At 52.5% G+C, this 19,102-nt stretch carries 22 protein-coding genes; 17 read left to right on the forward strand and 5 right to left on the reverse strand.

Annotated elements, in window-relative coordinates; genetic code table 11:
* Positions 1 to 142: 142 nt before the first annotated feature.
* The 12 genes from REH51_RS17100 (at position 143) to REH51_RS17155 (ending at position 9,036) form a co-directional block, all read left to right on the forward strand.
* Positions 143 to 709 (forward strand): DUF1993 domain-containing protein, encoded by a 567-nt coding sequence (locus REH51_RS17100; RefSeq protein WP_009723489.1) that lies wholly within the window; start codon positions 143 to 145, stop codon positions 707 to 709.
* Positions 710 to 1,165: 456 nt separating this feature from the next.
* Positions 1,166 to 1,321, forward strand: a complete 156-nt coding sequence (locus REH51_RS17105; protein ID WP_009723488.1) for a hypothetical protein — start codon at positions 1,166 to 1,168, stop codon at positions 1,319 to 1,321.
* Between the two features lie 192 nt (positions 1,322 to 1,513).
* Positions 1,514 to 2,056 (forward strand): hypothetical protein, encoded by a 543-nt coding sequence (locus tag REH51_RS17110; RefSeq protein WP_009723487.1) that lies wholly within the window; start codon positions 1,514 to 1,516, stop codon positions 2,054 to 2,056.
* Between the two features lie 558 nt (positions 2,057 to 2,614).
* Positions 2,615 to 2,956, forward strand: a complete 342-nt coding sequence (locus tag REH51_RS17115; RefSeq protein WP_009723484.1) for a 5-carboxymethyl-2-hydroxymuconate Delta-isomerase — start codon at positions 2,615 to 2,617, stop codon at positions 2,954 to 2,956.
* A gap of 170 nt (positions 2,957 to 3,126) precedes the next feature.
* Positions 3,127 to 3,627, forward strand: coding sequence for a P-loop nucleotide/nucleoside kinase family protein (locus REH51_RS17120; RefSeq protein WP_009723483.1), 501 nt, complete (start codon positions 3,127 to 3,129; stop codon positions 3,625 to 3,627).
* A gap of 106 nt (positions 3,628 to 3,733) precedes the next feature.
* Positions 3,734 to 4,273, forward strand: coding sequence for an MAPEG family protein (locus REH51_RS17125; protein WP_009723482.1), 540 nt, complete (start codon positions 3,734 to 3,736; stop codon positions 4,271 to 4,273).
* A gap of 87 nt (positions 4,274 to 4,360) precedes the next feature.
* Complete coding sequence (locus REH51_RS17130) at positions 4,361 to 4,750, forward strand: ASCH domain-containing protein (protein WP_009723481.1); 390 nt, start codon at positions 4,361 to 4,363, stop codon at positions 4,748 to 4,750.
* A gap of 151 nt (positions 4,751 to 4,901) precedes the next feature.
* The gene (locus tag REH51_RS17135) at positions 4,902 to 5,441 is read left to right on the forward strand and encodes a GrpB family protein (protein ID WP_009723480.1); all 540 of its coding nucleotides are present in this window, start codon (positions 4,902 to 4,904) and stop codon (positions 5,439 to 5,441) included.
* A 65-nt stretch (positions 5,442 to 5,506) separates the two neighbouring features.
* Positions 5,507 to 6,400, forward strand: a complete 894-nt coding sequence (gene bla, locus REH51_RS17140; protein WP_009723479.1) for a class A beta-lactamase — start codon at positions 5,507 to 5,509, stop codon at positions 6,398 to 6,400.
* A gap of 177 nt (positions 6,401 to 6,577) precedes the next feature.
* Positions 6,578 to 7,030, forward strand: a complete 453-nt coding sequence (locus tag REH51_RS17145) for a GNAT family N-acetyltransferase (RefSeq protein WP_009723478.1) — start codon at positions 6,578 to 6,580, stop codon at positions 7,028 to 7,030.
* 228 nt (positions 7,031 to 7,258) lie between these two features.
* The gene (locus REH51_RS17150; protein ID WP_498936429.1) at positions 7,259 to 8,215 is read left to right on the forward strand and encodes an NAD(P)-dependent oxidoreductase; all 957 of its coding nucleotides are present in this window, start codon (positions 7,259 to 7,261) and stop codon (positions 8,213 to 8,215) included.
* Positions 8,216 to 8,268: 53 nt separating this feature from the next.
* Entirely contained in the window at positions 8,269 to 9,036 is a 768-nt protein-coding gene (locus REH51_RS17155; RefSeq protein WP_009723476.1) for a class II aldolase/adducin family protein, read from the forward strand.
* A 133-nt stretch (positions 9,037 to 9,169) separates the two neighbouring features.
* On the opposite strand, the gene REH51_RS17160 is transcribed toward REH51_RS17155, so the two are convergent.
* From REH51_RS17160 to REH51_RS17175, 4 genes are all read right to left on the reverse strand, one after another.
* Positions 9,170 to 10,000 carry an ABC transporter permease gene (locus REH51_RS17160; RefSeq protein ID WP_039869124.1) on the reverse strand — a complete coding sequence of 277 codons (831 nt, stop codon included), beginning with the start codon at positions 9,998 to 10,000 and terminating at the stop codon, positions 9,170 to 9,172.
* 9 nt (positions 10,001 to 10,009) lie between these two features.
* A complete protein-coding gene (locus REH51_RS17165; RefSeq protein ID WP_009723474.1) occupies positions 10,010 to 10,729 on the reverse strand; it encodes an ABC transporter permease in 720 nt (239 codons plus the stop codon).
* 68 nt (positions 10,730 to 10,797) lie between these two features.
* Positions 10,798 to 11,574, reverse strand: a complete 777-nt coding sequence (locus REH51_RS17170) for a transporter substrate-binding domain-containing protein (RefSeq protein WP_009723473.1) — start codon at positions 11,572 to 11,574, stop codon at positions 10,798 to 10,800.
* Positions 11,575 to 11,651: 77 nt separating this feature from the next.
* Positions 11,652 to 12,422, reverse strand: coding sequence for an ABC transporter ATP-binding protein (locus REH51_RS17175; RefSeq protein WP_009723472.1), 771 nt, complete (start codon positions 12,420 to 12,422; stop codon positions 11,652 to 11,654).
* A 320-nt stretch (positions 12,423 to 12,742) separates the two neighbouring features.
* Here REH51_RS17175 and REH51_RS17180 point away from each other — a divergent pair, with 320 nt between their 5' ends.
* Positions 12,743 to 13,420, forward strand: coding sequence for a TetR family transcriptional regulator C-terminal domain-containing protein (locus REH51_RS17180; protein WP_498936431.1), 678 nt, complete (start codon positions 12,743 to 12,745; stop codon positions 13,418 to 13,420).
* A 10-nt stretch (positions 13,421 to 13,430) separates the two neighbouring features.
* Positions 13,431 to 14,618, forward strand: a complete 1,188-nt coding sequence (locus REH51_RS17185) for a pyridoxal phosphate-dependent aminotransferase (protein WP_009723470.1) — start codon at positions 13,431 to 13,433, stop codon at positions 14,616 to 14,618.
* A 98-nt stretch (positions 14,619 to 14,716) separates the two neighbouring features.
* Here the strand turns inward: REH51_RS17185 and REH51_RS17190 are convergent, their stop codons facing one another.
* The gene (locus REH51_RS17190) at positions 14,717 to 15,598 is read right to left on the reverse strand and encodes a LysR family transcriptional regulator (protein ID WP_234667792.1); all 882 of its coding nucleotides are present in this window, start codon (positions 15,596 to 15,598) and stop codon (positions 14,717 to 14,719) included.
* A 200-nt stretch (positions 15,599 to 15,798) separates the two neighbouring features.
* On the opposite strand from REH51_RS17190, the gene leuC reads away from it, so the two are divergent.
* Genes leuC through leuB form a run of 3 tightly spaced genes read left to right on the forward strand, consistent with a single transcriptional unit; the run spans position 15,799 to position 19,023 of the window.
* Positions 15,799 to 17,250 (forward strand): 3-isopropylmalate dehydratase large subunit, encoded by a 1,452-nt coding sequence (gene leuC, locus REH51_RS17195; protein WP_009723468.1) that lies wholly within the window; start codon positions 15,799 to 15,801, stop codon positions 17,248 to 17,250.
* A gap of 3 nt (positions 17,251 to 17,253) precedes the next feature.
* Complete coding sequence (leuD, locus tag REH51_RS17200; protein ID WP_009723467.1) at positions 17,254 to 17,901, forward strand: 3-isopropylmalate dehydratase small subunit; 648 nt, start codon at positions 17,254 to 17,256, stop codon at positions 17,899 to 17,901.
* A 42-nt stretch (positions 17,902 to 17,943) separates the two neighbouring features.
* Positions 17,944 to 19,023 (forward strand): 3-isopropylmalate dehydrogenase, encoded by a 1,080-nt coding sequence (gene leuB, locus REH51_RS17205; RefSeq protein ID WP_009723466.1) that lies wholly within the window; start codon positions 17,944 to 17,946, stop codon positions 19,021 to 19,023.
* Positions 19,024 to 19,102: the final 79 nt, after the last annotated feature.

Below are 19,102 nucleotides of genomic sequence, written 5' to 3' on the forward strand. Positions count from 1 at the left end.
GACAGCTCGAAATCGGGTTTTTCTACAGCCTCGTTATGTGTTTTTCAGTACGCCCTCGCTGTCTTTACGGACAACTCAGTTTTATAAACATGTACTCAATAACGGGCAATACTCAGCTATCAATTTTTAAGGAAGGAAATCCATGTCACTAACGAAGCTACTCGTCCCAACCTATACGCAAATGCTACGGGCGCTCTCAGGCTGGCTGAGGAAGGCACAGGCGCAGATTCAGAAAGCAGATGCGGAAGCGCTGTTATCCGCGCGCCTAGCGCCGGACATGTTTCCTCTGTCGACTCAGGTTCGGTTTGCTTGCGTGCAGGCTCAGGAGGCAATATTCCGGCTTCAAGGAAAGCCTTTTCCAGAATCTATCGATGAACTGCTCGCAGAAGGGCGAAATGCAGGTGAGCGGCCCGGTTCGCTTGCCGACGCTCAAGCTCGGATTTATGAAACTATCGCATTATTGGACGGCCTCGCCCCGGACGCGCTAGATGCAAAAGCGGATAAGCCACTTACGCACGAACTTCCGAACGGTATGATTCTCGATTTGACCGCCGAGCAATATGCACGCGATTGGACATTAGCCCAGTTCTATTTCCACATTATGACTGCTTATTCAATATTGCGCAGCGAGAAGATCGAACTTGGAAAAGCTGACTACGTAGCGCACATGCTTCCATATATACGTCCTGATACGATACCCAAGAGTTAACAGCTTGCTTATGGCACATGGCAATCCTTATGCCAGCGCAATTTTCAAGCGAGATCAACACATAACACCTATGAGCCTTCTGCCTGTCAATAGGCCGCAGTATTTATCAAGTCCCTGAGCCAGTGACCCTACTTCATTTGTCATTGTTGACTGTGAATGGCTTACAGCAAAAATACCGCAAGGGTACTTCCTTCGGTCGCCTATTGAGGCTCTCTTAGTGTGACCGTTAATTACTGGCAGACAGGGTTGCTCCCTGTAAGTTGGCCTGGGGCACTAGACATTCATCGGTTAACCAGCATCTTTCCTATTCAAACAGCGGGTTACTTTACAGTCCCAGTTAGTTTCAGGTTTAGCGCCGGTGTAAGCCCACTCGCTCAGAGTATTGATAGCAGGATGGATAATCAAAGCGACGGGCCTCGAGTTAGGTGTAGAAGCCCGGTTTCAGGACACTCCGTAATGATCCAGTTAGACAACGATCATCATCCTGCTGCAGAAGACTTTTTTATGCAGCAGGGTTTACCTGTGTTGATTGAGCAAGCAGGCATAAAGGCGTCGAGCATGCAGTTCGATATGTCAGCAATTACGATGGGTGCTATGGTAAAAGTTTATTGAGTCTTATTCTGTTAGGTTTGGTCGTCTTTTTAGCTTATCCAAATTGGTTGAATTAGGGGGAAGGCTCAATAAGTATCAATACGCTTTTGGGAGTCAATCTTTGCGGTGCTCTGGCTTTTCCCAGAGCGTAGCGCCGGGTTGGGATTGTGAGATAGGCACTCTGAGACAGTTATATACCAAGAGGTACAGAGTATGTCTTTGCAGCTATGGATTGGGTTCGGCTTTACTGTCTCTCTCGTTGTATTCCTTATAATCACGTTTTTCGTGAAAGATACGTCTTCTCCAGCCCAGTACAATACGTTGCGTTTTTTGACGGCGCTTTGCGGTGGATTTGCGGGTGGCTTTCTGGCTGGGGAGGCTTTGTTCTCACTTCAAAAAGAGTATCTTAGTGGAGCAAAACTTGGCGTGTCAGGCACAGCAGGCTTTGCTATATTTTTCGCTGTTTGGTTTACCTATCCGAAGCGCCACAGAGAACAGCTCGAAGACAACTTAAGGCTAAGCATTCCTGAAGGTTGGACCTTTGAGCAAGCTGCTCTCGCAATAGGAAAAGCGACTCGAAGAGAACTCAACCTGAGGGGCATCAAACCAGAACACCGATCCACGAAACTTCACGCCATCGAAATAAATGCCTCGGACGCCGGAAAAGCCTTAGAACAGCTGCGTTACTCATCGAATGCACTTCCTGACTATCGGGTTGAGTTGGATGGAGGTGTTTACCATCTTCGCGATTCGTAAGGAGCAAAGTATGCCTGTCAAAAATATTTGTGACTGCGATAACCCTCCAGGCGGACAAATAACCTGCGAGCCACATCAGATGGCTGTTTGTGGTGTAATTGATGGAGTTGTCAGGCGAGAGTGCGTCGATCCTCCATCTGGACCTAACACGCCGACAGAGTTGGCGAACTGGGCGTTGACGCAGATAGTGGGCAGATGGCGGCTTGGAGACCAGACTGTCAGTACCGTGGATCTCTATACTTTGGAGGCGGGAGCCTATCGTGCACCGAATGGTGATAGCGTGAATTTTGTATTACCAACACATCTGCAAGAGGCCGTGAGAGAGTTGCTTTCGACCGGTACAGGCTCTGGAGCGGGTGGCGTCTCTTAAGGTTAATCGGTCATGGCGAACCGCTACGCGGCTTTCTGGCCGCTGAGAGCGAAGTTAGGCTGGACGAAATCATTTGGCATTTTCGGCTCAAGATTAATAAACGCAATCAGAGGTGGCTTTTTCCGTTGGGGCTTCACCTTCACTACAAGGCCGCGCGTATTAACAGCGTTATATTTTTGGAGTAGTTCGTGCCACATTGCATTGTTGAACATTCAGCTTCATTGGACGGCGAGTTGATCTTGCCATTGGTATTTTCAGGTGCCATGAAGTCGGCGCTATTTGAGGCTGATGGCAGTGACATAAAAGTAAGGTCAATCGCTTATCAATGCTATCTGACGGGGCAGGCAACGTCATATTTTGTTCATGTGGTGTTAAAAATTCTGTCAGGTAGAACCCCTGCCCAAAAGCAAATGCTTTCAAGATCGGTATTAGCGCAATTGCAAACACTTGAGATTCCACGTTGCTCGTTAACCGCCGAGGTCGTGGATATTGAGCGTGCCAGTTATTCAAAGTGGGTTAGTGGGTCATAGCAAGGTGAAGCATGTGGCCACTGCAATGCTCACGATTTGGATGTTGAATGGCTGGCTATGGGGCGAAAAATCTACCAGCAAAAAATCAGGGTAGGTTCCATTAGAGAATCTGAAAGAGGCTGCGGAGTAGTATTTAAAGCCGCGCGTGCATTGTTCATAAGGAGCAATCAATGAACTCTTACGGAACGTTGATATTCTTCTGTGGAAAGATGGGCGCTGGGAAAAGCACGTTGTCTGCCAGCATTGCTCGTGAGCGCGGCGCGGTGCTTCTTTCAGAGGATGACTGGTTAGCTGCTCTTTTCCCTGCCGACATCAATGATTTCAACGACTACATCAGTTACTCGTCACGCCTTAAGCCATTGCTCAGAGCACATGTTGAGCAAATACTCATGGCCGGTACCACTGTGGTTCTAGACTTCCCCGGCAACACCAGGAAGCAAAGGGCTTGGTTCAAGGATATCTACTCGCAACGAGAGATACCTCACGAACTGTACTATGTGGTGGCAGATGACGAGATTTGTCTAAAACAGCTGAAACAGCGGCAAAAGGAGCAGCCTGAGCGCGCGACGTTCGACACCGAGGAGGTTTTCAGAGTGGTGACGGGCTACTTTGAGCCTCCCGAAGAATCAGAGGGATTCAATGTCGAGGTTGTAGCACGAGCGTTCACATAATCTCCATATTGCCGATCTGGATGCTTTTGGTACCGTTTTATCAGCGTTAGCCGCACTTTGAAAACATGTATCTAGAGCTTCATTATGGACTAAAGGGAATTAGAATATGACTCAAAGAAGCGATGATAGAACAGTTAAAATGGGTATGCTGCTAGGGTTTTTGGGGACTATAGTGGTGTTTATTTCTTTCTATAGTTTTTTGCCTCAAGTTGCTGAAGAGGTTAGCTTAGTTGAGCGGCTAAAGCTCGGAATAATGTGCCTTGTTTTTCCCGTGACACTATTTTTTTTGATGATTGTTAGAGTTGGCTCCCAGCGTTTCGGAAACCTGTCAGCGGATCCAACTAAGTGTGAAGCAAATACAGAAGGGATGAAGGTTGATCTAAGAGTCCTCTCTAATACTCATGAGCAGCTTATGATATTCGCTATTAATATATTGGCGCTATCTGCTTTAATGCCTTATCAATTCTTGAGCTTGCTGCCCATCTATTCTGGAGTTTTTGTTGCTGGTCGCGTCATATTTTGGGTAGGTTACAGGCGTAATGTATTATGGAGAGCCCCAGGGTTTGCGATGTCTACACTGCCTGCCGTGATAGGAGTGGGGTATAGCTGTGTTGCGGTTTTATTAGCTGCATTCGAAAGTGTTTAATAAGATTGAGTTTTAAACTGCAGCGTTTTTTATTTTTATTGTTGATTTCAATTCGAGTTTTTAATTTTTTCTAAAGAAGGGTGGTCTATGCTTGCACTTTCAATAGTAAGCCCACATGGCTCCAATATAGCTTCAGGGAAAAAGACGCTGGAGGTTCGCTCGTGGCGCCCGGAATCTTTACCTATCCGTGATCTTTTGATTGTAGAAAATTCTCACTTCTTATCTGCTGATAACCCCGTTGACCCTGATGGCTGGGCTGTTGCAATTGTGGATGTTGAAGAGATACATGAATGGCAGCCTTCTGAAGTCAAAGCGGCTTGCTCAAATGGCTGGGAGCCAGGTTATTTGGCTTGGTGCTTGTCAAACGTTCGCCCTATTACCAACAACACCCCGACTTTTAACAATGTGGCTGTGCCAGCCAAGAGAAAGCTCTATGACGTTGAGCTGCTGCAAATTTCACAGCTCGGCTTTGGATAGCCTGAACAAAAAACACTTGCTCTTCCGTATTTAAGGCACTAAGTGCCAATGCAGGAGCCTTGGTAGGGCTGGTTCGGCGCCACAGTGACCAGACGGGAGTATATGGCAATGGTGATTTTTGATCAGATTGATGGTGCAAGGGATAGTGACGATGGATGAAGCGGAATCCCTAGAAAGAGCGATTAATGAGGAGGTGGTAATCTTCCCATATGATGCCAGCTGGCAACGAATGTTCGAGGAGGAGCGAGAGCGTCTCTTTGATTTGTTTTCAGGTGATTTTTTGGCCATCGAACACGTTGGGAGTACTGCCGTACCGGGGCTTTCTGCCAAGCCGGTTATCGATATATTGGCTGGCGTGGATTCGATATCACGTGCTGACAAATTAATGGAGCCGTTGTGCCGTGCAGGCTATGCAACATCGATGGCGTTCAACGCTTCGTTAGTTGAGCGGCGTTGGCTTATGCGGTGGACTGAGGGGCGCAGAACACATCACCTACACCTCATGGTCTACGGTAGTCACGAATGGGATCAGCGCTTGGCATTTCGGAACATACTGCTTGCCAATACCCAACTAGCCCAACGGTATGAGAAGAATAAGCGGTTGTGGGCGGCAGAATTTAAGTCAGACAGGGAAGCATATACGGCTGCCAAAGCGGGGTTTATCCTAGAGGCCTTGGAGAGCGCTCCATAGGCCATATAGACAGACGAGGTGATCGATTTACCCCTCGTTATAAATTTTATGATTTTAAAAGGATGATGAAGGTGGATTGCAAACAACGAGTTTCGCGCTGGGTTATGTCGATTTTCTTAATAGCGGTTCCTTCTGTGTTGATGGCTCAGGATGATAATTTGCTTACAGAGGTTGATCGTATCGAGAGACAGTTGGACGCGCGTGTTGGTTTTGCAGCCTATAACTTGGAAACTGGGCAGCGTTGGGAATACAACGCAGACCAGCTGTTCGCCATGTCCAGCACCTTTAAAACCTTAGCATGTGCATCGCTGCTGCAGCGTGTGGATGAAGGAAATGAGCAACTCGAAAGACGAGTGAAGGTATCTGCTTCTGACATTGTCACTTATTCACCCGTTACTGAAGCGTATGCGGATAATCGGGAGATATCGCTTTTTGAGCTCTGCGAAGCGACGATGACAACTAGCGATAATACGGCGGCTAACCTAATTTTACAGGCGATTGGTGGACCGCAAGCCGTGACGGAGTTTGTTAGAGAGCTGGGTGATAGTGTCACGCGCTTGGATCGTTGGGAGACAGAGTTAAACGAGGCTACCCCACATGATGAACGTGATACTTCAACACCCAATGCCATGGTTAGTAACCTTGAGAAGCTAGTAGTGGGAAACGCGCTATCACCTCAGTCGAAAAACCAACTGCGTGAATGGTTGGTTAATAATGAAGTGGCTGATGGCTTGTTTAGGTCACATATGCCTGATGAGTGGGTGATTGGAGATCGGACGGGAGCCGGTGGTTTTGGTTCAAGATCTATTACCGCCGTTATATGGCCGCCAGAGCGCGAGCCTACCATCGTGGCATTTTATATCACCGAAACTGATGCATCATTTGAAGAACGAAATAGCGCAATAGCTGAATTGGGAAGTGTGATCATAGAGTCTATTGAGACGAGTAGCTCTTTGTAATTGCCTAGGCACTGCTCGCGGGTGCCTCGAAGGTTCGTTCCTCGCCACTCGTTACCACGCGCTACTTATCGCCTTGATGGTATTCAAAGCATGCTTTCAACATTGGAGGCGTTTTTGTCGCGCACGTATGGGCATGTTCGAGTTTGAAAGTTGTTGAGCAACAAGGAGTGTTTGCTGATGGCACTGCATTATAGAAAAACACAAATTGACGATGTGAGCGCACTTTTTGAGGTTCGTGGTAAAACCCGAGAGAACCCGATTTCCAAACAGCAATTGGCGCAAATGGGGATCACCCATGCAGCAGTTGTTGAGGGACTTGATGCGGGGGGGCTTTATGGCTGGGTGTGTGTAAGCCAAGAGAGCATCGTTGGGTTTTGCACAGGTGATATGGCGACGGGAGAAATATTGGTGCTCGCGGTGTTGCCTGATTTCGAAGGTCAGGGGGTTGGTAAAAAGTTACTCAGTAACGTGGTCGATCAACTCCAGCGCAACGGTGCAAATTCGATTTGGTTAGCCGCCGATAGCAACGCGAGCGTTCGCGCCCATGGGTTTTACCGTCGGTTGGGGTGGTTGCCTACAGGTGCGGTATTAGAGAACGGCGATGAAGTTTTAGAGTTTCGATTAACATAATAATTTCGAAAGTACCGGTGAGTGGTTGCTCAGTCACTGCTCGCGGGTGCCTCGAAGGCTCGTTCCTCGTCACACGTGCTACGTGGGTGTTATGCGCTGGATAGAGAGTTATGGTTGGTTGATGATGGGCCATCCCATGGCATCGCAATGCGATTTGTTATACATTTGAGTAACAAGAGGCTGTTTTGCAGTCACTGTTAATCTCGAATGTGAAACGAAGGAAGCTGCATGACCAACGCGAACTCGATTCTAGGCGTCTATCTAAGTGATTCGCTCGACCTTGATGCTATTTATGGCAACGCCTTGCGCGATGAAGCGAGCGATGTCGTACTGCGCCATCCTAACGAGATTGATACCCCCGAAGATGTGCGTTTTGCGATCTGCTGGTTGCCCAACGATCAGGCTTTCGAGAGCTATCCTAATCTTGAACTGGCGATGTCTATCGGGGCTGGTGTTGATGCTCTGCTGGCGCATCCTGGCCTGAGCGATGAAGTACATATCGCTCGGGTGCGGGACCCTCATCAGGCTGACTTGATGGCGGGCTTTGCAGCGCATGAGGTACTTCATCGCGAGCGCGAGTTCACCACCCTGGAACAAAATGCAGCCAAGGCGCATTGGGCGCCGTTGGCGATGCGCGCGCCAGCATCAAGGAAGGTGGCGGTACTGGGGCACGGCACTATGGGCCGCGCCGTGGTTAAAGCGTTGGCCGCGCTCGGCTTTTCCGTGCACGTGGCCTGCCGCAGTGAGCCAGAGGCACCGGTTGAGAGTGTGACTTATTTGACAGGTGATGGGGCTGTCATGGCGGCGGCAGATGGCGCCGATTATCTGATCAATGTGCTGCCGCTGACGGCCTCCACTGAGAATGTGCTTAACAAAGCGCTGTTCGCGAAGCTCGCCAAGGGGGCTTGGCTGGTGCAGATCGGTCGGGGAGAGCACTTGGTCGAGGATGATCTCATTCCGGCGCTAGAGCAGGGCTATTTGGGCGGGGCGAGCTTGGATGTGTTCCGTGAAGAGCCGCTGCCCGCGGATCATCCCTTCTGGCAGCATGAGTGCCTGCGCATCACACCACACATTGCCAGTGATTCGTTGCCAGAGGTGGTTGCAGGGCAGGTGATTGACACTGCCCGTGCCCTTCGCGATGGTCAGCCGCTTGCCATGGGTGTCGATCGGGCGCGGGGCTACTGAGGCGAACATTAACCACGTTGCACGACAACCAATTTGCTGCAAAGGAGCATCTGATGAGTCTCGATCAGTCTCAACGCACCACGATGAGTGACGCCGAACGGGAAACCCGCATCGCGCTGGCCGCCTGTTATCGTCTGGCTGCCCACTATCGCATGACGGATCTGATCTACACCCATATCACCGCGCGGGTGCCTGGCGAAAAGGGACATTTTCTGATTAACCCTTATGGCTGGCGTTGGGAAGAGATTACGGCTTCTTCGCTGGTCAAGATTGACGTTGATGGTCATAAAATTGATGACAGCCCAGAGCAAGTGAATCCGGCGGGTTTTACCATCCATTCCGCGATTCATGCTGCCAGCCATAATGCGGCCTGGGTGATGCACACTCACACCTGCGCTGGGGTGGCGGTCTCATCGCTGGAGTCAGGTCTTGAAACACGGCTTAACCAGATTGCGCTGCAGTTTCACGAACGTGTGTCTTACCATGAGTATGAAGGTATTGCCCTGAACCTGGCCGAGCGCGAGCGCATCGTGGCTAGCCTCGGTGATAATCCGGCGCTGGTGCTGCGTAATCATGGTTTGTTGACGACCGGCGCCTCGGCTGCAGAGATGTTCAACAATATGTTCTACCTTGAACGCGCCTGTGAGCTACAGGTAGCCGTGCAATCTACTGGCCAGCCTTTACGGCTGGTGCCAGAAGAGGTGGCGCGTCATGTGGCGCGTCAGTACGACCAGACCATTCATGAAGATGGCGACCTTGAACTCGAGTGGGCCGCGCACCTGCGCACGCTTGAAGCGCTGGACCCTGGCTATAAAGGCTAAAGCAGCGCGATTGTCAGTATCAGGACTAGAATCAGCACTAGAAAGAGGGGTGGCCACTGGGCCACCCCTTTTTGGCTGTGTCACGTCCTGAATTAGCGTTGATACGCGTGATGTTCGCACAGGCCAACGGCCGTTAATGCGGTACGCGGTTTTCCAGCCAGCGCAGCCCAACGACCAAGATGCCGCTCAGGCAGAGGTAGACAGCGACCAGGAACAGTAACGGTTCGTAGGTCAGGTACGTGGTCTGGCGTACCTGGGTGATAACGGCATACAGGTCCATTACGGTGATGGTAGCAACCAGCGGTGTGGATTTCAGTTGCAGGATGATCTCGCCCGTTAGTGTCGGTAGAGCCCGGTGAACGGCACGTGGAAACCAGACGCGGCTAAATACCTTACGCCGCGACATGCCGAAAGCCTTGGCGGCTTCCAGTTCGCCATGGGGCACACCGGCAAAGGCACCGCGCATCACTTCACCCTGATAGGCGGCAAATGACACGGTGAGGGCAATGAAGCCATAGGGCCAGGCTTGGCGCAGATAATCCCATGCCCAGGATTCGCGGATTTCTGGAAACTGGCCGAACAGCGCACCCAACCCGAAATAGAATAGCCACAGTTGCAGTAGCAGTGGTGTGCCGCGAATGACGGTACAGAAGCCGGTGGCCAACCATCGCAGTGGCCACGCTCCTTTGACTTGCGCAAGCCCTAACGGCAGTGCGATCAGAAAGCCTACCACCACGCTGGATACCAGCATGATCAAGGTCATCTGCAGGCCTTCCCAGAGCTTGGGCAAGTAGCGGGGTAGCCAGCTCCAGTCCATCAATTGAATCGCAGCCACTAGGCCGACGATGAATATCACAAGAAGGATAATGCGATGAGGCTCGAGTAGGCCAGACAACTTGGTTAGTGTGGGCGTTCGCGAGGGTCGGGTGAGCGACGCTAGAGTATGAGGGTCAGACACAGGCATTCCTTGAGTTCAGCGTGTGGAGACAAGGCCACGCCGTGCGTAGCGTTCGAAGCGGCGCAAGGCTAAGTTTGATACCAGCGTTAGCGCCAGATACAGCACGCCCGCAGCCAAAAAGAACATAATGTAATGCTGCGTAGCACCAGCAGCCTGCCGAGTGACCAGCGTTAGCTCGCTGAAGCCGATGACGGCCAGCAGGGCGGTATCCTTGGTGGCGATCATCCACAGATTCGCCATGCCGGGAAGGGCATGTGGCGTCATTGCTGGCAGAGTGACTCGGCGCAACACTTTGCCGGGCGACATGCCAAAGGCTTGGGCGGCCTCGGTCTGCCCGCGGGGAACGGCGAGAATGGCTCCGCGAAAAACTTCGGTCGCGTAGCCGCCCTGTACTAGGCCTATTACCAGAATCCCGGCAGTCAGGCCGTCGATATCGACGCTGCCAAACCCCATCGCGGTTGAAGCACGGCTCAAAAGATCGGTGCCGACGTAGTAAAACAGCAGCATCAGCACCAGTTCGGGTACGGCACGAATGACCATGGTGTAGATTTCAAACAGGTCGCGGACGACCTTGTTGCCGTACAGTTTGCCAGCGGCGCCTGCGATGCCGATTAGGATGCCCAGCAAGTAGCCACCCGCTGCCAGCTGGATCGAGCGTAGGAACCCGACGAGCAGCACCTTGCCCCAGCCGGGAGGCTCATAGGCCAGCAAGCTTAAGTCGAAGACAGTCGTCATAGTGGCGGTTGTCCTTATGAGAATGGAAAGCGAAGGCCGCCTGGGTGCGCGGCCTTCGCTGGTGGGGATTAGCTGCCGTAGATATCAAAGTCGAAGTAAGGGGCGCTAATTTCTTCGTAGGTGCCGTCGGCGCGCATCGCGTCAATGGCTGTATTGACGCGTTCGCGCAGTTCGGTATCACTCTGGCGAAGGCCTACCCCCATGCCCTCGCTCATGAGTTCAGGATCGCTTGCCACCTCGCCGCGGTATTCGCAGCAGGATTGGCCGGTCTCTGAGTTGATAAAGGTCTGCACCGCCAAGGAGTCGGCGACGATAGCGTCAATACGGCCAGCGACCAGATCCTGAAGCTCTTCATTAAGAGTTTGATAGACATTCAGGTTGGCGCTATCCGCATAATGTTTGCGCGCATATTGCTCTTGGTTGGTACCGGACTGAATGCCCAAGTAGGCGCCTTCCAGGCTTTCGGGGGTGGGGTCTATGTCAGTGGATTTACGTGCCACGATGCCGGTGGGGCTGGAGTAGTACTTATTCGAGAAGGAGATTTGTTCAGCGCGCTCTGGGGTGATCGACATTGAACCGATGATCATGTCGATTTTGCCGGTTTTCAGGGCCGGAATGATACCTTCCCAGGCCACTGGGCTGATCTCGCACTCAGCATCCAGGCGAACACACAGTTCCTCGATGAAATCGATTTCCCAGCCCGACCAGTTGCCGCTGGCATCCGGCGAATAGAAGGGTGGGTAAGGCTCAGCGGATAGTCCGATTTTGTAGCTATCTGCTAATACGGGGGCGGCGAAAATGCTCAGGCCAATAAGGCCAGCGGTAGCGGTGAACGTTTTGAACATAGGAATTACCTCATTCGTTTTCGATGTTGTGTGGTTACGTAGTTTCAGATCTGTCGATGTGAAAAAGGTGATAGTGATTAGGCCACTGAGCCGATGAATTGCTTTAAATGTGGCGAGCGCGGGTCACCAAAAATCTGCTCAGGAGGGCCCTGCTCTTCGATCATGCCTTCTCGGAGGAACACCACATGTGTGGCCACGTCACGCGCAAACGCCATCTCATGGGTCACTAGCAGCATGGTGCGCTGTTCGGCCGCTAGATCACGAATCACGGATAACACTTCGCCGACCAACTCAGGGTCGAGTGCCGATGTGGGCTCATCGAATAGCATGGCCAGGGGATCGACGGCCAACACTCGGGCAATCGCAGCGCGCTGCTGTTGCCCGCCAGACATAACGGCTGGGGATATGTCCTTCTTACTGCCAAGACCCACTCGGTTGAGTAGTTCCTCAGCGCGATGAATGGCCTCGTCGCGTTTCATGCCCAACACATGAATAGGCACCTCGATCACGTTTTCCAGAACCGTACGGTGTGGCCACAGGTTGAAGTTCTGGAAAACCATGCCGAGGTGAGCGCGAATACGCTGAACCTGGCGACGGTCTGCGATTTCAAGACCGCCATGGCGGGCGCTCTTCATGCGATAGGGTTCGCCCTGGATCGCTATCTCGCCCGAGGTAGGGCGCTCCAGCAGATTAATGCAGCGAAGTAGTGTGGACTTTCCCGAGCCTGACCCACCAATGATGGCGACGATATCGCCCTGGCGTGCGGTCAGGGAGATGCCCTTGAGGACCTCGAGAGAGCCAAATTGTTTGTGAAGATCACGGATCTCTATTGCAGGTACGTTTGCCATTGATTGTCTCGTCTCTGGGGGCGCCCATCTGCCTCCCGGAGGGGAAACGTCTTCATTTAGCAGGCGCTTGCAATTAGTTCCTTGTTATACGACAGTATAACTGTAAGCCAAGTACGGCGAGATTCAAAGCATCAACATTAAACGAACGACTAACCTAATGTGGTGTTCGCTGGCCTTAAGGTCAGATGTTGCAGTGAAATCAGACGCTATTAGGCGGCTTAATTTATCTGGCGGCGCCTAGGTCAAACAGCCTAAGTGAACCTGTCTGTTTGACGTGAAAACGCCGAGAAGGCGGCATCTTACCGGAAACGATGGGAATTATGAGCAGGAAATCATTTCAACGTTGGTCAATGGACGCGCGGCGCCGCAGTTTGCTCGAGGCCACCTTAGACTGTGTCGCTGAGCATGGCATGAGCGGAGCCAGTGCACGACGCGTGGCTGAGCGTGCCGGTGTGACAGCAGGTCTTACCCGCCACTATTTCGGCTCTAAGGATGCCATGGTGAGTGCCGCTTACGGTTATCTGATCGGGCAGCTGACCAGTGAGGCAGAGGAGTCTGCCGAGAAGGCCGGAGAGGCGCCCGAGCAGCGTTTGGCACGCTTTATTGTCGCCAATGTCACGTCGCCTAACCTGTCTCCCCGCAAGGTGGCGCTGTGGGCGACGTTTATCGGCCGCGTACGAACCGAGCCCGAATACGCTGATATTCATCGCGAAAGCTACCGTGAGTTTCTGGTTCTCTTGGAAACACTGATTCATCCGCTGCTATTGGCACTGCAGCGTCCGGCAGACCCCGTCACTTGCCAGCACTACGCTATCGCGCTGAATGCGCTTATTGATGGTTTGTGGATGGAAGGAGGGCTGGGGCACGGCCTTTATGATACTGCGCTACTGCCAAAGATCGCGCTGAGTGCCGCAGAGGGAATCCTCGCGCTACCTAGTAACACCCTGATGCAGCATGTCTCTGTCGACTCATTGTCTTCTCAACCCGCAACACGATAGGAAACGTCTAATGCGCTACGCAGCGATTACCGATCGCCTTTACGATTTAGGCAGCGACAAATGGGCGGTTCACAATGCCGCCAGAGCGCGCCAAGCAAAGGGTGAAGCGCTTATTGAATTGAGTATCGGTGAACCGGATATCACCACCGACCCCGCCTTGGTTGAGCACTGCATCGATGCCTTGCGGGCTGGGCGAACTCGCTATTCTAACGGTCGAGGTGAGCCGGGCTTGGTGGATGCATTGATTGACACCTATGCCCCTCGCTTCCCTGATATCGGCGAAGAGAATGTACTGTGCTTCCCGGGTACCCAAACCGCGCTATTCGCGGTGATTCTGGCGTTGGCCGGTGAAGGTGAAGGAGTGATCACTGGCGACCCCTACTATGCCACTTACGAAGGGGTGATTCGCGCCGCGGGCGCGCATTTGCAGCCAGTGCCACTGCGCATGGAGCATGGCTTCATCATGCAGCCCGAAGACCTCGCTGCCGCTATCACCCCCGAAAGTCGGGTGCTGATGCTCAATACACCGCATAACCCCACCGGTGCGGTGCTTGATCGCGAGACCCTGGAGCAGTTGGGCCAGCTATGCATTGAGCATGATCTGTGGATTCTCTGCGATGAAGTTTATGAGGCACTGATCTTTGATGGCGATTTCGTCTCGCCGCTGGAAATCGAAGCGTTGCGTGAGCGTACTATCGTGGTGTCCTCAATCTCCAAGAGTCATGCTGCCACCGGTTTCCGCAGTGGTTGGTCTATCGGCCCGGTGGAGTTCTCCCGGCGGTTACTGCCGATCTCGGAGACCATGCTGTTTGGTAACCAGCCGTTTATCGCTGACATGACCGAAGTTGCCCTGCGTCAGCATTTCGATACCGCTGACCGCTTGCGGGATGCTCTGGGACGGCGTGCAAAGCTTCTGCACGAAGCCATTAATGGATTACCACTGCTGTCGTCAAGCCTGCCTCAGGGCGGTATGTTCCTGATGATTGATGTTTCCAAGACAGGCTTGGACGGTGAGGCCTTCGCTTGGCGTCTGCTCGAAGAGCAGGGCGTGGCGGTAATGCCGGGCGTCTCTTTCGGCGATAGCGCTACCCACTTAATTCGGCTAGCGCTGACGGTGCCGGATGAGGTGCTGATGCAGGCGGTCGATAGGCTGGCGGCGCTTTGTCAAAATCTGGAAGGCAAGCGCCTTGAGGCTTAAGAGAATGCCGCTGAGCTTGACGGTCTGATCAGGCTCTTAATTGACTCACTCTTCTTGATCCGCCATGTGTCTGTCATGGCGGTTTTTTTTGCTAAAGGTCACGCGCCTTCCAGTTCTTCAATCATTTTTTTAGCGGCATTGGAAAGCGTACGGTTGGTGTGGACGAGATAACCCAGTGGGCGCTGGATGGGGGCGGTGTCTACGTTAAGTTCAATCAGTTCCCTATCGATCATGCTTTCAGGTAGCAGGCTCCAGCCAAGGCCCACGCTACACATCATTTTCAGCGTTTCTAAATAGTTTGTCGCCATGCTGACAGGAAGTTGCATGCCCGCTTCGGCAAAACGTTGGCCAATTAAGGTGCGGGTAAAGGTTTTTGCCCCTGGCAGCACGCAATTGAATTCACATAATTCAGCCAAGCTGAGCGGGCTGCTGGTGTGGCGGATACGCTGAGCCAGTGGGTGGTCGGTGGCGCAGACAAAACACAGCCGGTCGCGCCATAGCTCGACCACGTGCAGTTGTTCGACGGGATGGGGGGCGAGAGTGACGATTGCCATCTCCAGCGTGCCGTCCATCACCCCTTGGTAGGCTAGCTCTGAGTCTAGAAAGTGCAGGTCTAACGCTACTTCCGGGTGGCGATGAGTGTACTGCTTTAAAAGCGGTGGCAGTCGGTGCAGACCGATGTGGTGACTGGTGGCGAGCGTAAGCTTACCGCCTACTTGGCCGGAAAGGTTGGCGAGTGCGCGGCGGCTATCTTCCACGGTAAACAGTATGTGCTGTGCTTTAGGAAGCAACACATTGCCCGCTTCGGTCAGCGCAATCCGCCGCCCGATGCGGTCAAACAACCGGGTGCCAAGTTGGTCTTCCAGAGTGGCGATGCGTTTGCTTACCGCTGGCTGTGTTAAATACAGCTGTTCTGCTGCGCGGGAAAAGCTCTGGGTTTCGGCAACGGCCAGAAATGCTTGCAGGCTTTGAGTATCCACTTGCGACTCCCTGAACAGGTATTTCTAGATAGGCATTTCTAGATAGATGCTGCTGAATAAGTATTCCAATTTGGAATCTAATCTATGAATAACATGAATTGCTTTTATGCGCGACTCGCGTGACACTGCCTGCATAGACATATAAGCAGCACGTAGAGGCTGGCATACCGAACTAGCAGGGCAATGCCCAGGAGAGCAACATGTCAGGTCAAACGCTTTACGACAAACTCTGGAATCAGCACTTGGTGAAACAGCGCGACGACGGCACGGCGTTGATTTACATCGACCGTCAGTTGCTTCACGAAGTCACTTCGCCCCAGGCGTTTGAAGGCCTGCGCTTGGCTAATCGTAAGCCCTGGCGTTTAGATGCCAACTTGGCAACGCCTGATCACAACGTGCCCACGACGGTAAAAGAGCGTGCTGAAGGCAATAGCGGTATTAAAGACCCGGTATCGTTAATTCAGGTGCAAACCCTGGACGATAACTGCCTTGAATACGGCATTGAAGAGTTCAAAATCAACGACCCGCGCCAGGGTATCGTGCACGTGGTAGGCCCAGAGCAGGGCGCAACGTTACCCGGTATGACCGTGGTGTGTGGCGACTCCCACACCGCTACCCACGGTGCGTTTGGGGCCTTGGCCCATGGTATCGGCACCTCGGAAGTTGAACATGTCATGGCGACCCAGTGTTTGCTGGCGCAAAAGATGAAGAACATGCAGGTGCGCGTGGAAGGCGAGCTTGGCCTGGGCGTGACCGCTAAAGACGTGGTGTTGGCGATTATCGGTAAGATCGGCACCGCTGGTGGTACAGGGTATGCTATTGAGTTTGCGGGCAGCGCGATTGAGTCGCTCTCTATGGAAGGTCGCATGACCGTATGCAACATGGCGATTGAAGCTGGTGCTCGTGTGGGCCTGATTGCCGTCGATGATACAACGATTGACTACCTTGCCGAGCGTCCGTTTGCGCCCACCGCCGAGCAGTGGGAAGGGGCTGTGGCGGACTGGCGTAATCTGGTTTCCGATGCCGATGCGCAGTTCGATAAAGTAGTTACTCTGCAAGCTGAAGAGATCGAGCCTCAGGTTAGTTGGGGCACCAGTCCTGAAATGGTCACCGGTATTTCTGGCCAAGTGCCAGATCCCCAAGCCGCGTTGGATGACACCGTGCAGCGCAGCCACGCGCGCGCCCTCGAATATATGGGCTTGCAGGCTAACCAGAAAATTACCGATATCAAGCTCGATAAAGTATTTATTGGCTCCTGTACTAACTCGCGTATTGAAGATTTACGCGAAGCGGCCAAGGTAGCGAAAGGCAATAAAGTCGCTGACTCTATTAAGCTGGCTATGGTGGTGCCGGGCTCTGGCTTGGTAAAACGCCAGGCAGAAGCAGAGGGCTTGGATAAAATCTTTATTGAAGCAGGCTTTGAGTGGCGCGAGCCGGGTTGTTCAATGTGTTTGGCAATGAATGCCGACAAGTTGGGTGCTGGTGAGCACTGTGCATCAACGTCTAACCGTAATTTTGAAGGTCGGCAGGGTTACGGTGGTCGCACACACCTGGTGAGCCCTGCGATGGCTGCGGCGGCAGCGATTGCTGGTCACTTTGTTGATGTACGTACTTTACCCGCTAACGACACTAGCCACGCGCAGGAGGCCTAAGCCATGAAAAAGTTTGAACGTTTAGAAGGAATCGTAGCGCCGCTTGACCGTGCTAATGTCGATACCGATCTGATTATTCCGAAGCAGTTTTTGAAGTCGATCAAGCGCACCGGCTTTGGCGTTAACCTGTTTGATGAACTGCGCTACCTGGATGAAGGCCAGCCGGGACAAGACTGTTCGCAGCGTCCGCTGAACCCAGATTTTGTCTTGAACCAACCGCGGTACCAAGGCGCTGAAGTGTTACTGGCGCGCCGCAACTTTGGCTGTGGTAGTTCCCGCGAGCACGCCCCGTGGGCACTGGAAGATTTTGGTTTCAAAGCGGTGATTGCGCCAAGTTTTGCCGATATTTTCTACAACAACGCTTTCAAAAACGGCATCTTGCTGATTGCCTTGGAAGAAGGCGTCGTTGACCGCCTGTTCGCGGAAGTGGAAAACAGTGAAGGCTATCAATTAGACGTAGATTTAGAAAACCAGCGGGTTATTACACCTGGTGGCGAAATTCTCGAATTTGAGGTGGATGCGTTCCGTAAGCACTGCCTGCTGAACGGCTTGGACGATATTGGTATTACTCTGCAGGACGAAGACGCAATTCGCGCGTTTGAAGAAAAACACCGCCAGCAGCGTCCGTGGTTGTTCCGTCAGCCTGCGTAAGTGTTAATTCACCTTTAACGTTTGAAATGCTAAGGAAACTGCATGACTCATAAGGTATTACTGCTGCCGGGTGACGGTATTGGCCCCGAAATTGCGGCTCAGGCGGCTCGCTTGCTGAAGGCCTGCCAGGAAGCTGGTTTGGATATCGACGTCGAAGAAGGCCTTGTCGGAGGCTCTGCTTACGATGTTCACGGTGAGCCACTGCCTGCTGAAACTCTTGAAAAAGCCAAGGCAGCCAGTGCTATTTTGCTGGGCGCTGTTGGTGGTCCTAAGTGGGACAAGCTCGAAGACCTTTCCAAACGTCCTGAAAAAGGCCTGCTAGGTCTGCGGAAAAACTTAGGTTTGTTCGGCAACCTGCGTCCGGCCATGCTTTATCCTCAGTTGGCTAGTGCTTCTAGCTTGAAGCCGGAGTTAGTGGCTGGGCTGGATATTATGATTGTCCGCGAGCTCACCGGTGGCATTTATTTCGGCCAGCCACGTGGCATTGAAGAGCGCAACGGCGAGCGGGTGGGTTTTAACACCTACATCTACTCTGAAAGCGAAATTGAGCGTATTGGTCGCGTCGCCTTTGAAATGGCTCAGAAGCGCGGCAAAAAACTCTGCTCGGTAGATAAAGCCAACGTATTGGAAGTCACTATTCTGTGGCGTGAAGTGATGGAGCGTTTAGCACCAGAGTACCCGGATGTTGAGCTTTCCCATATGTACGTGGATAACGCCGCCATGCAGCTGGTGCGCGCGCCGAAACAGTTTGATGTGGTAGTGACGGGCAACATGTTTGGCGATATTCTTTCCGATGCCGCTGCCATGCTTACCGGCTCTATTGGCATGTTGCCATCAGCGTCGCTAAACGAGAGTGGGCAGGGCATGTACGAGCCTTGCCACGGTAGCGCGCCGGATATCGCTGGGCAGAATATTGCTAACCCGTTAGCGATGATGCTGTCGGTTGCGATGATGTTGCGCTATTCATTAAATGAAACCGCCATGGCTGAGCGCATTGAAGCTGCTGTTGGCAGCGTGTTGGATGATGGTTTGCGCACTGCTGACATTGCCTCAGAAGGGACGCGCCGTGTCTCTACCAATGAGATGGGTGATGCGGTATTGGCGGCCTTCGCAAAAAATTAAATTACGTATAAAGCGTGCTAACTAACTGACGCTGAAAGGTATTAGCAGTCGGCCACCCTAGGGTGGCCGACGTTGTGTC

It is taken from the genome of Halomonas bluephagenesis, assembly GCF_054790765.1.

What these genes read in the sequence shown, in the direction of transcription:
- REH51_RS17100 (WP_009723489.1), top strand. Translation starts at nt 143, where the DNA reads ATGTCACTAACGAAGCTACTCGTCCCAACCTATACGCAAATGCTACGG.
- REH51_RS17105 (WP_009723488.1), top strand. Translation starts at nt 1,166, where the DNA reads ATGATCCAGTTAGACAACGATCATCATCCTGCTGCAGAAGACTTTTTT.
- REH51_RS17110 (WP_009723487.1), top strand. Translation starts at nt 1,514, where the DNA reads ATGTCTTTGCAGCTATGGATTGGGTTCGGCTTTACTGTCTCTCTCGTT.
- REH51_RS17120 (WP_009723483.1), top strand. Translation starts at nt 3,127, where the DNA reads ATGAACTCTTACGGAACGTTGATATTCTTCTGTGGAAAGATGGGCGCT.
- REH51_RS17125 (WP_009723482.1), top strand. Translation starts at nt 3,734, where the DNA reads ATGACTCAAAGAAGCGATGATAGAACAGTTAAAATGGGTATGCTGCTA.
- REH51_RS17130 (WP_009723481.1), top strand. Translation starts at nt 4,361, where the DNA reads ATGCTTGCACTTTCAATAGTAAGCCCACATGGCTCCAATATAGCTTCA.
- REH51_RS17135 (WP_009723480.1), top strand. Translation starts at nt 4,902, where the DNA reads ATGGATGAAGCGGAATCCCTAGAAAGAGCGATTAATGAGGAGGTGGTA.
- bla (WP_009723479.1), top strand. Translation starts at nt 5,507, where the DNA reads ATGAAGGTGGATTGCAAACAACGAGTTTCGCGCTGGGTTATGTCGATT.
- REH51_RS17145 (WP_009723478.1), top strand. Translation starts at nt 6,578, where the DNA reads ATGGCACTGCATTATAGAAAAACACAAATTGACGATGTGAGCGCACTT.
- REH51_RS17150 (WP_498936429.1), top strand. Translation starts at nt 7,259, where the DNA reads ATGACCAACGCGAACTCGATTCTAGGCGTCTATCTAAGTGATTCGCTC.
- REH51_RS17155 (WP_009723476.1), top strand. Translation starts at nt 8,269, where the DNA reads ATGAGTCTCGATCAGTCTCAACGCACCACGATGAGTGACGCCGAACGG.
- REH51_RS17160 (WP_039869124.1), bottom strand. Translation starts at nt 10,000, where the DNA reads ATGCCTGTGTCTGACCCTCATACTCTAGCGTCGCTCACCCGACCCTCG.
- REH51_RS17165 (WP_009723474.1), bottom strand. Translation starts at nt 10,729, where the DNA reads ATGACGACTGTCTTCGACTTAAGCTTGCTGGCCTATGAGCCTCCCGGC.
- REH51_RS17170 (WP_009723473.1), bottom strand. Translation starts at nt 11,574, where the DNA reads ATGTTCAAAACGTTCACCGCTACCGCTGGCCTTATTGGCCTGAGCATT.
- REH51_RS17175 (WP_009723472.1), bottom strand. Translation starts at nt 12,422, where the DNA reads ATGGCAAACGTACCTGCAATAGAGATCCGTGATCTTCACAAACAATTT.
- REH51_RS17180 (WP_498936431.1), top strand. Translation starts at nt 12,743, where the DNA reads ATGAGCAGGAAATCATTTCAACGTTGGTCAATGGACGCGCGGCGCCGC.
- REH51_RS17185 (WP_009723470.1), top strand. Translation starts at nt 13,431, where the DNA reads ATGCGCTACGCAGCGATTACCGATCGCCTTTACGATTTAGGCAGCGAC.
- leuC (WP_009723468.1), top strand. Translation starts at nt 15,799, where the DNA reads ATGTCAGGTCAAACGCTTTACGACAAACTCTGGAATCAGCACTTGGTG.
- leuD (WP_009723467.1), top strand. Translation starts at nt 17,254, where the DNA reads ATGAAAAAGTTTGAACGTTTAGAAGGAATCGTAGCGCCGCTTGACCGT.
- leuB (WP_009723466.1), top strand. Translation starts at nt 17,944, where the DNA reads ATGACTCATAAGGTATTACTGCTGCCGGGTGACGGTATTGGCCCCGAA.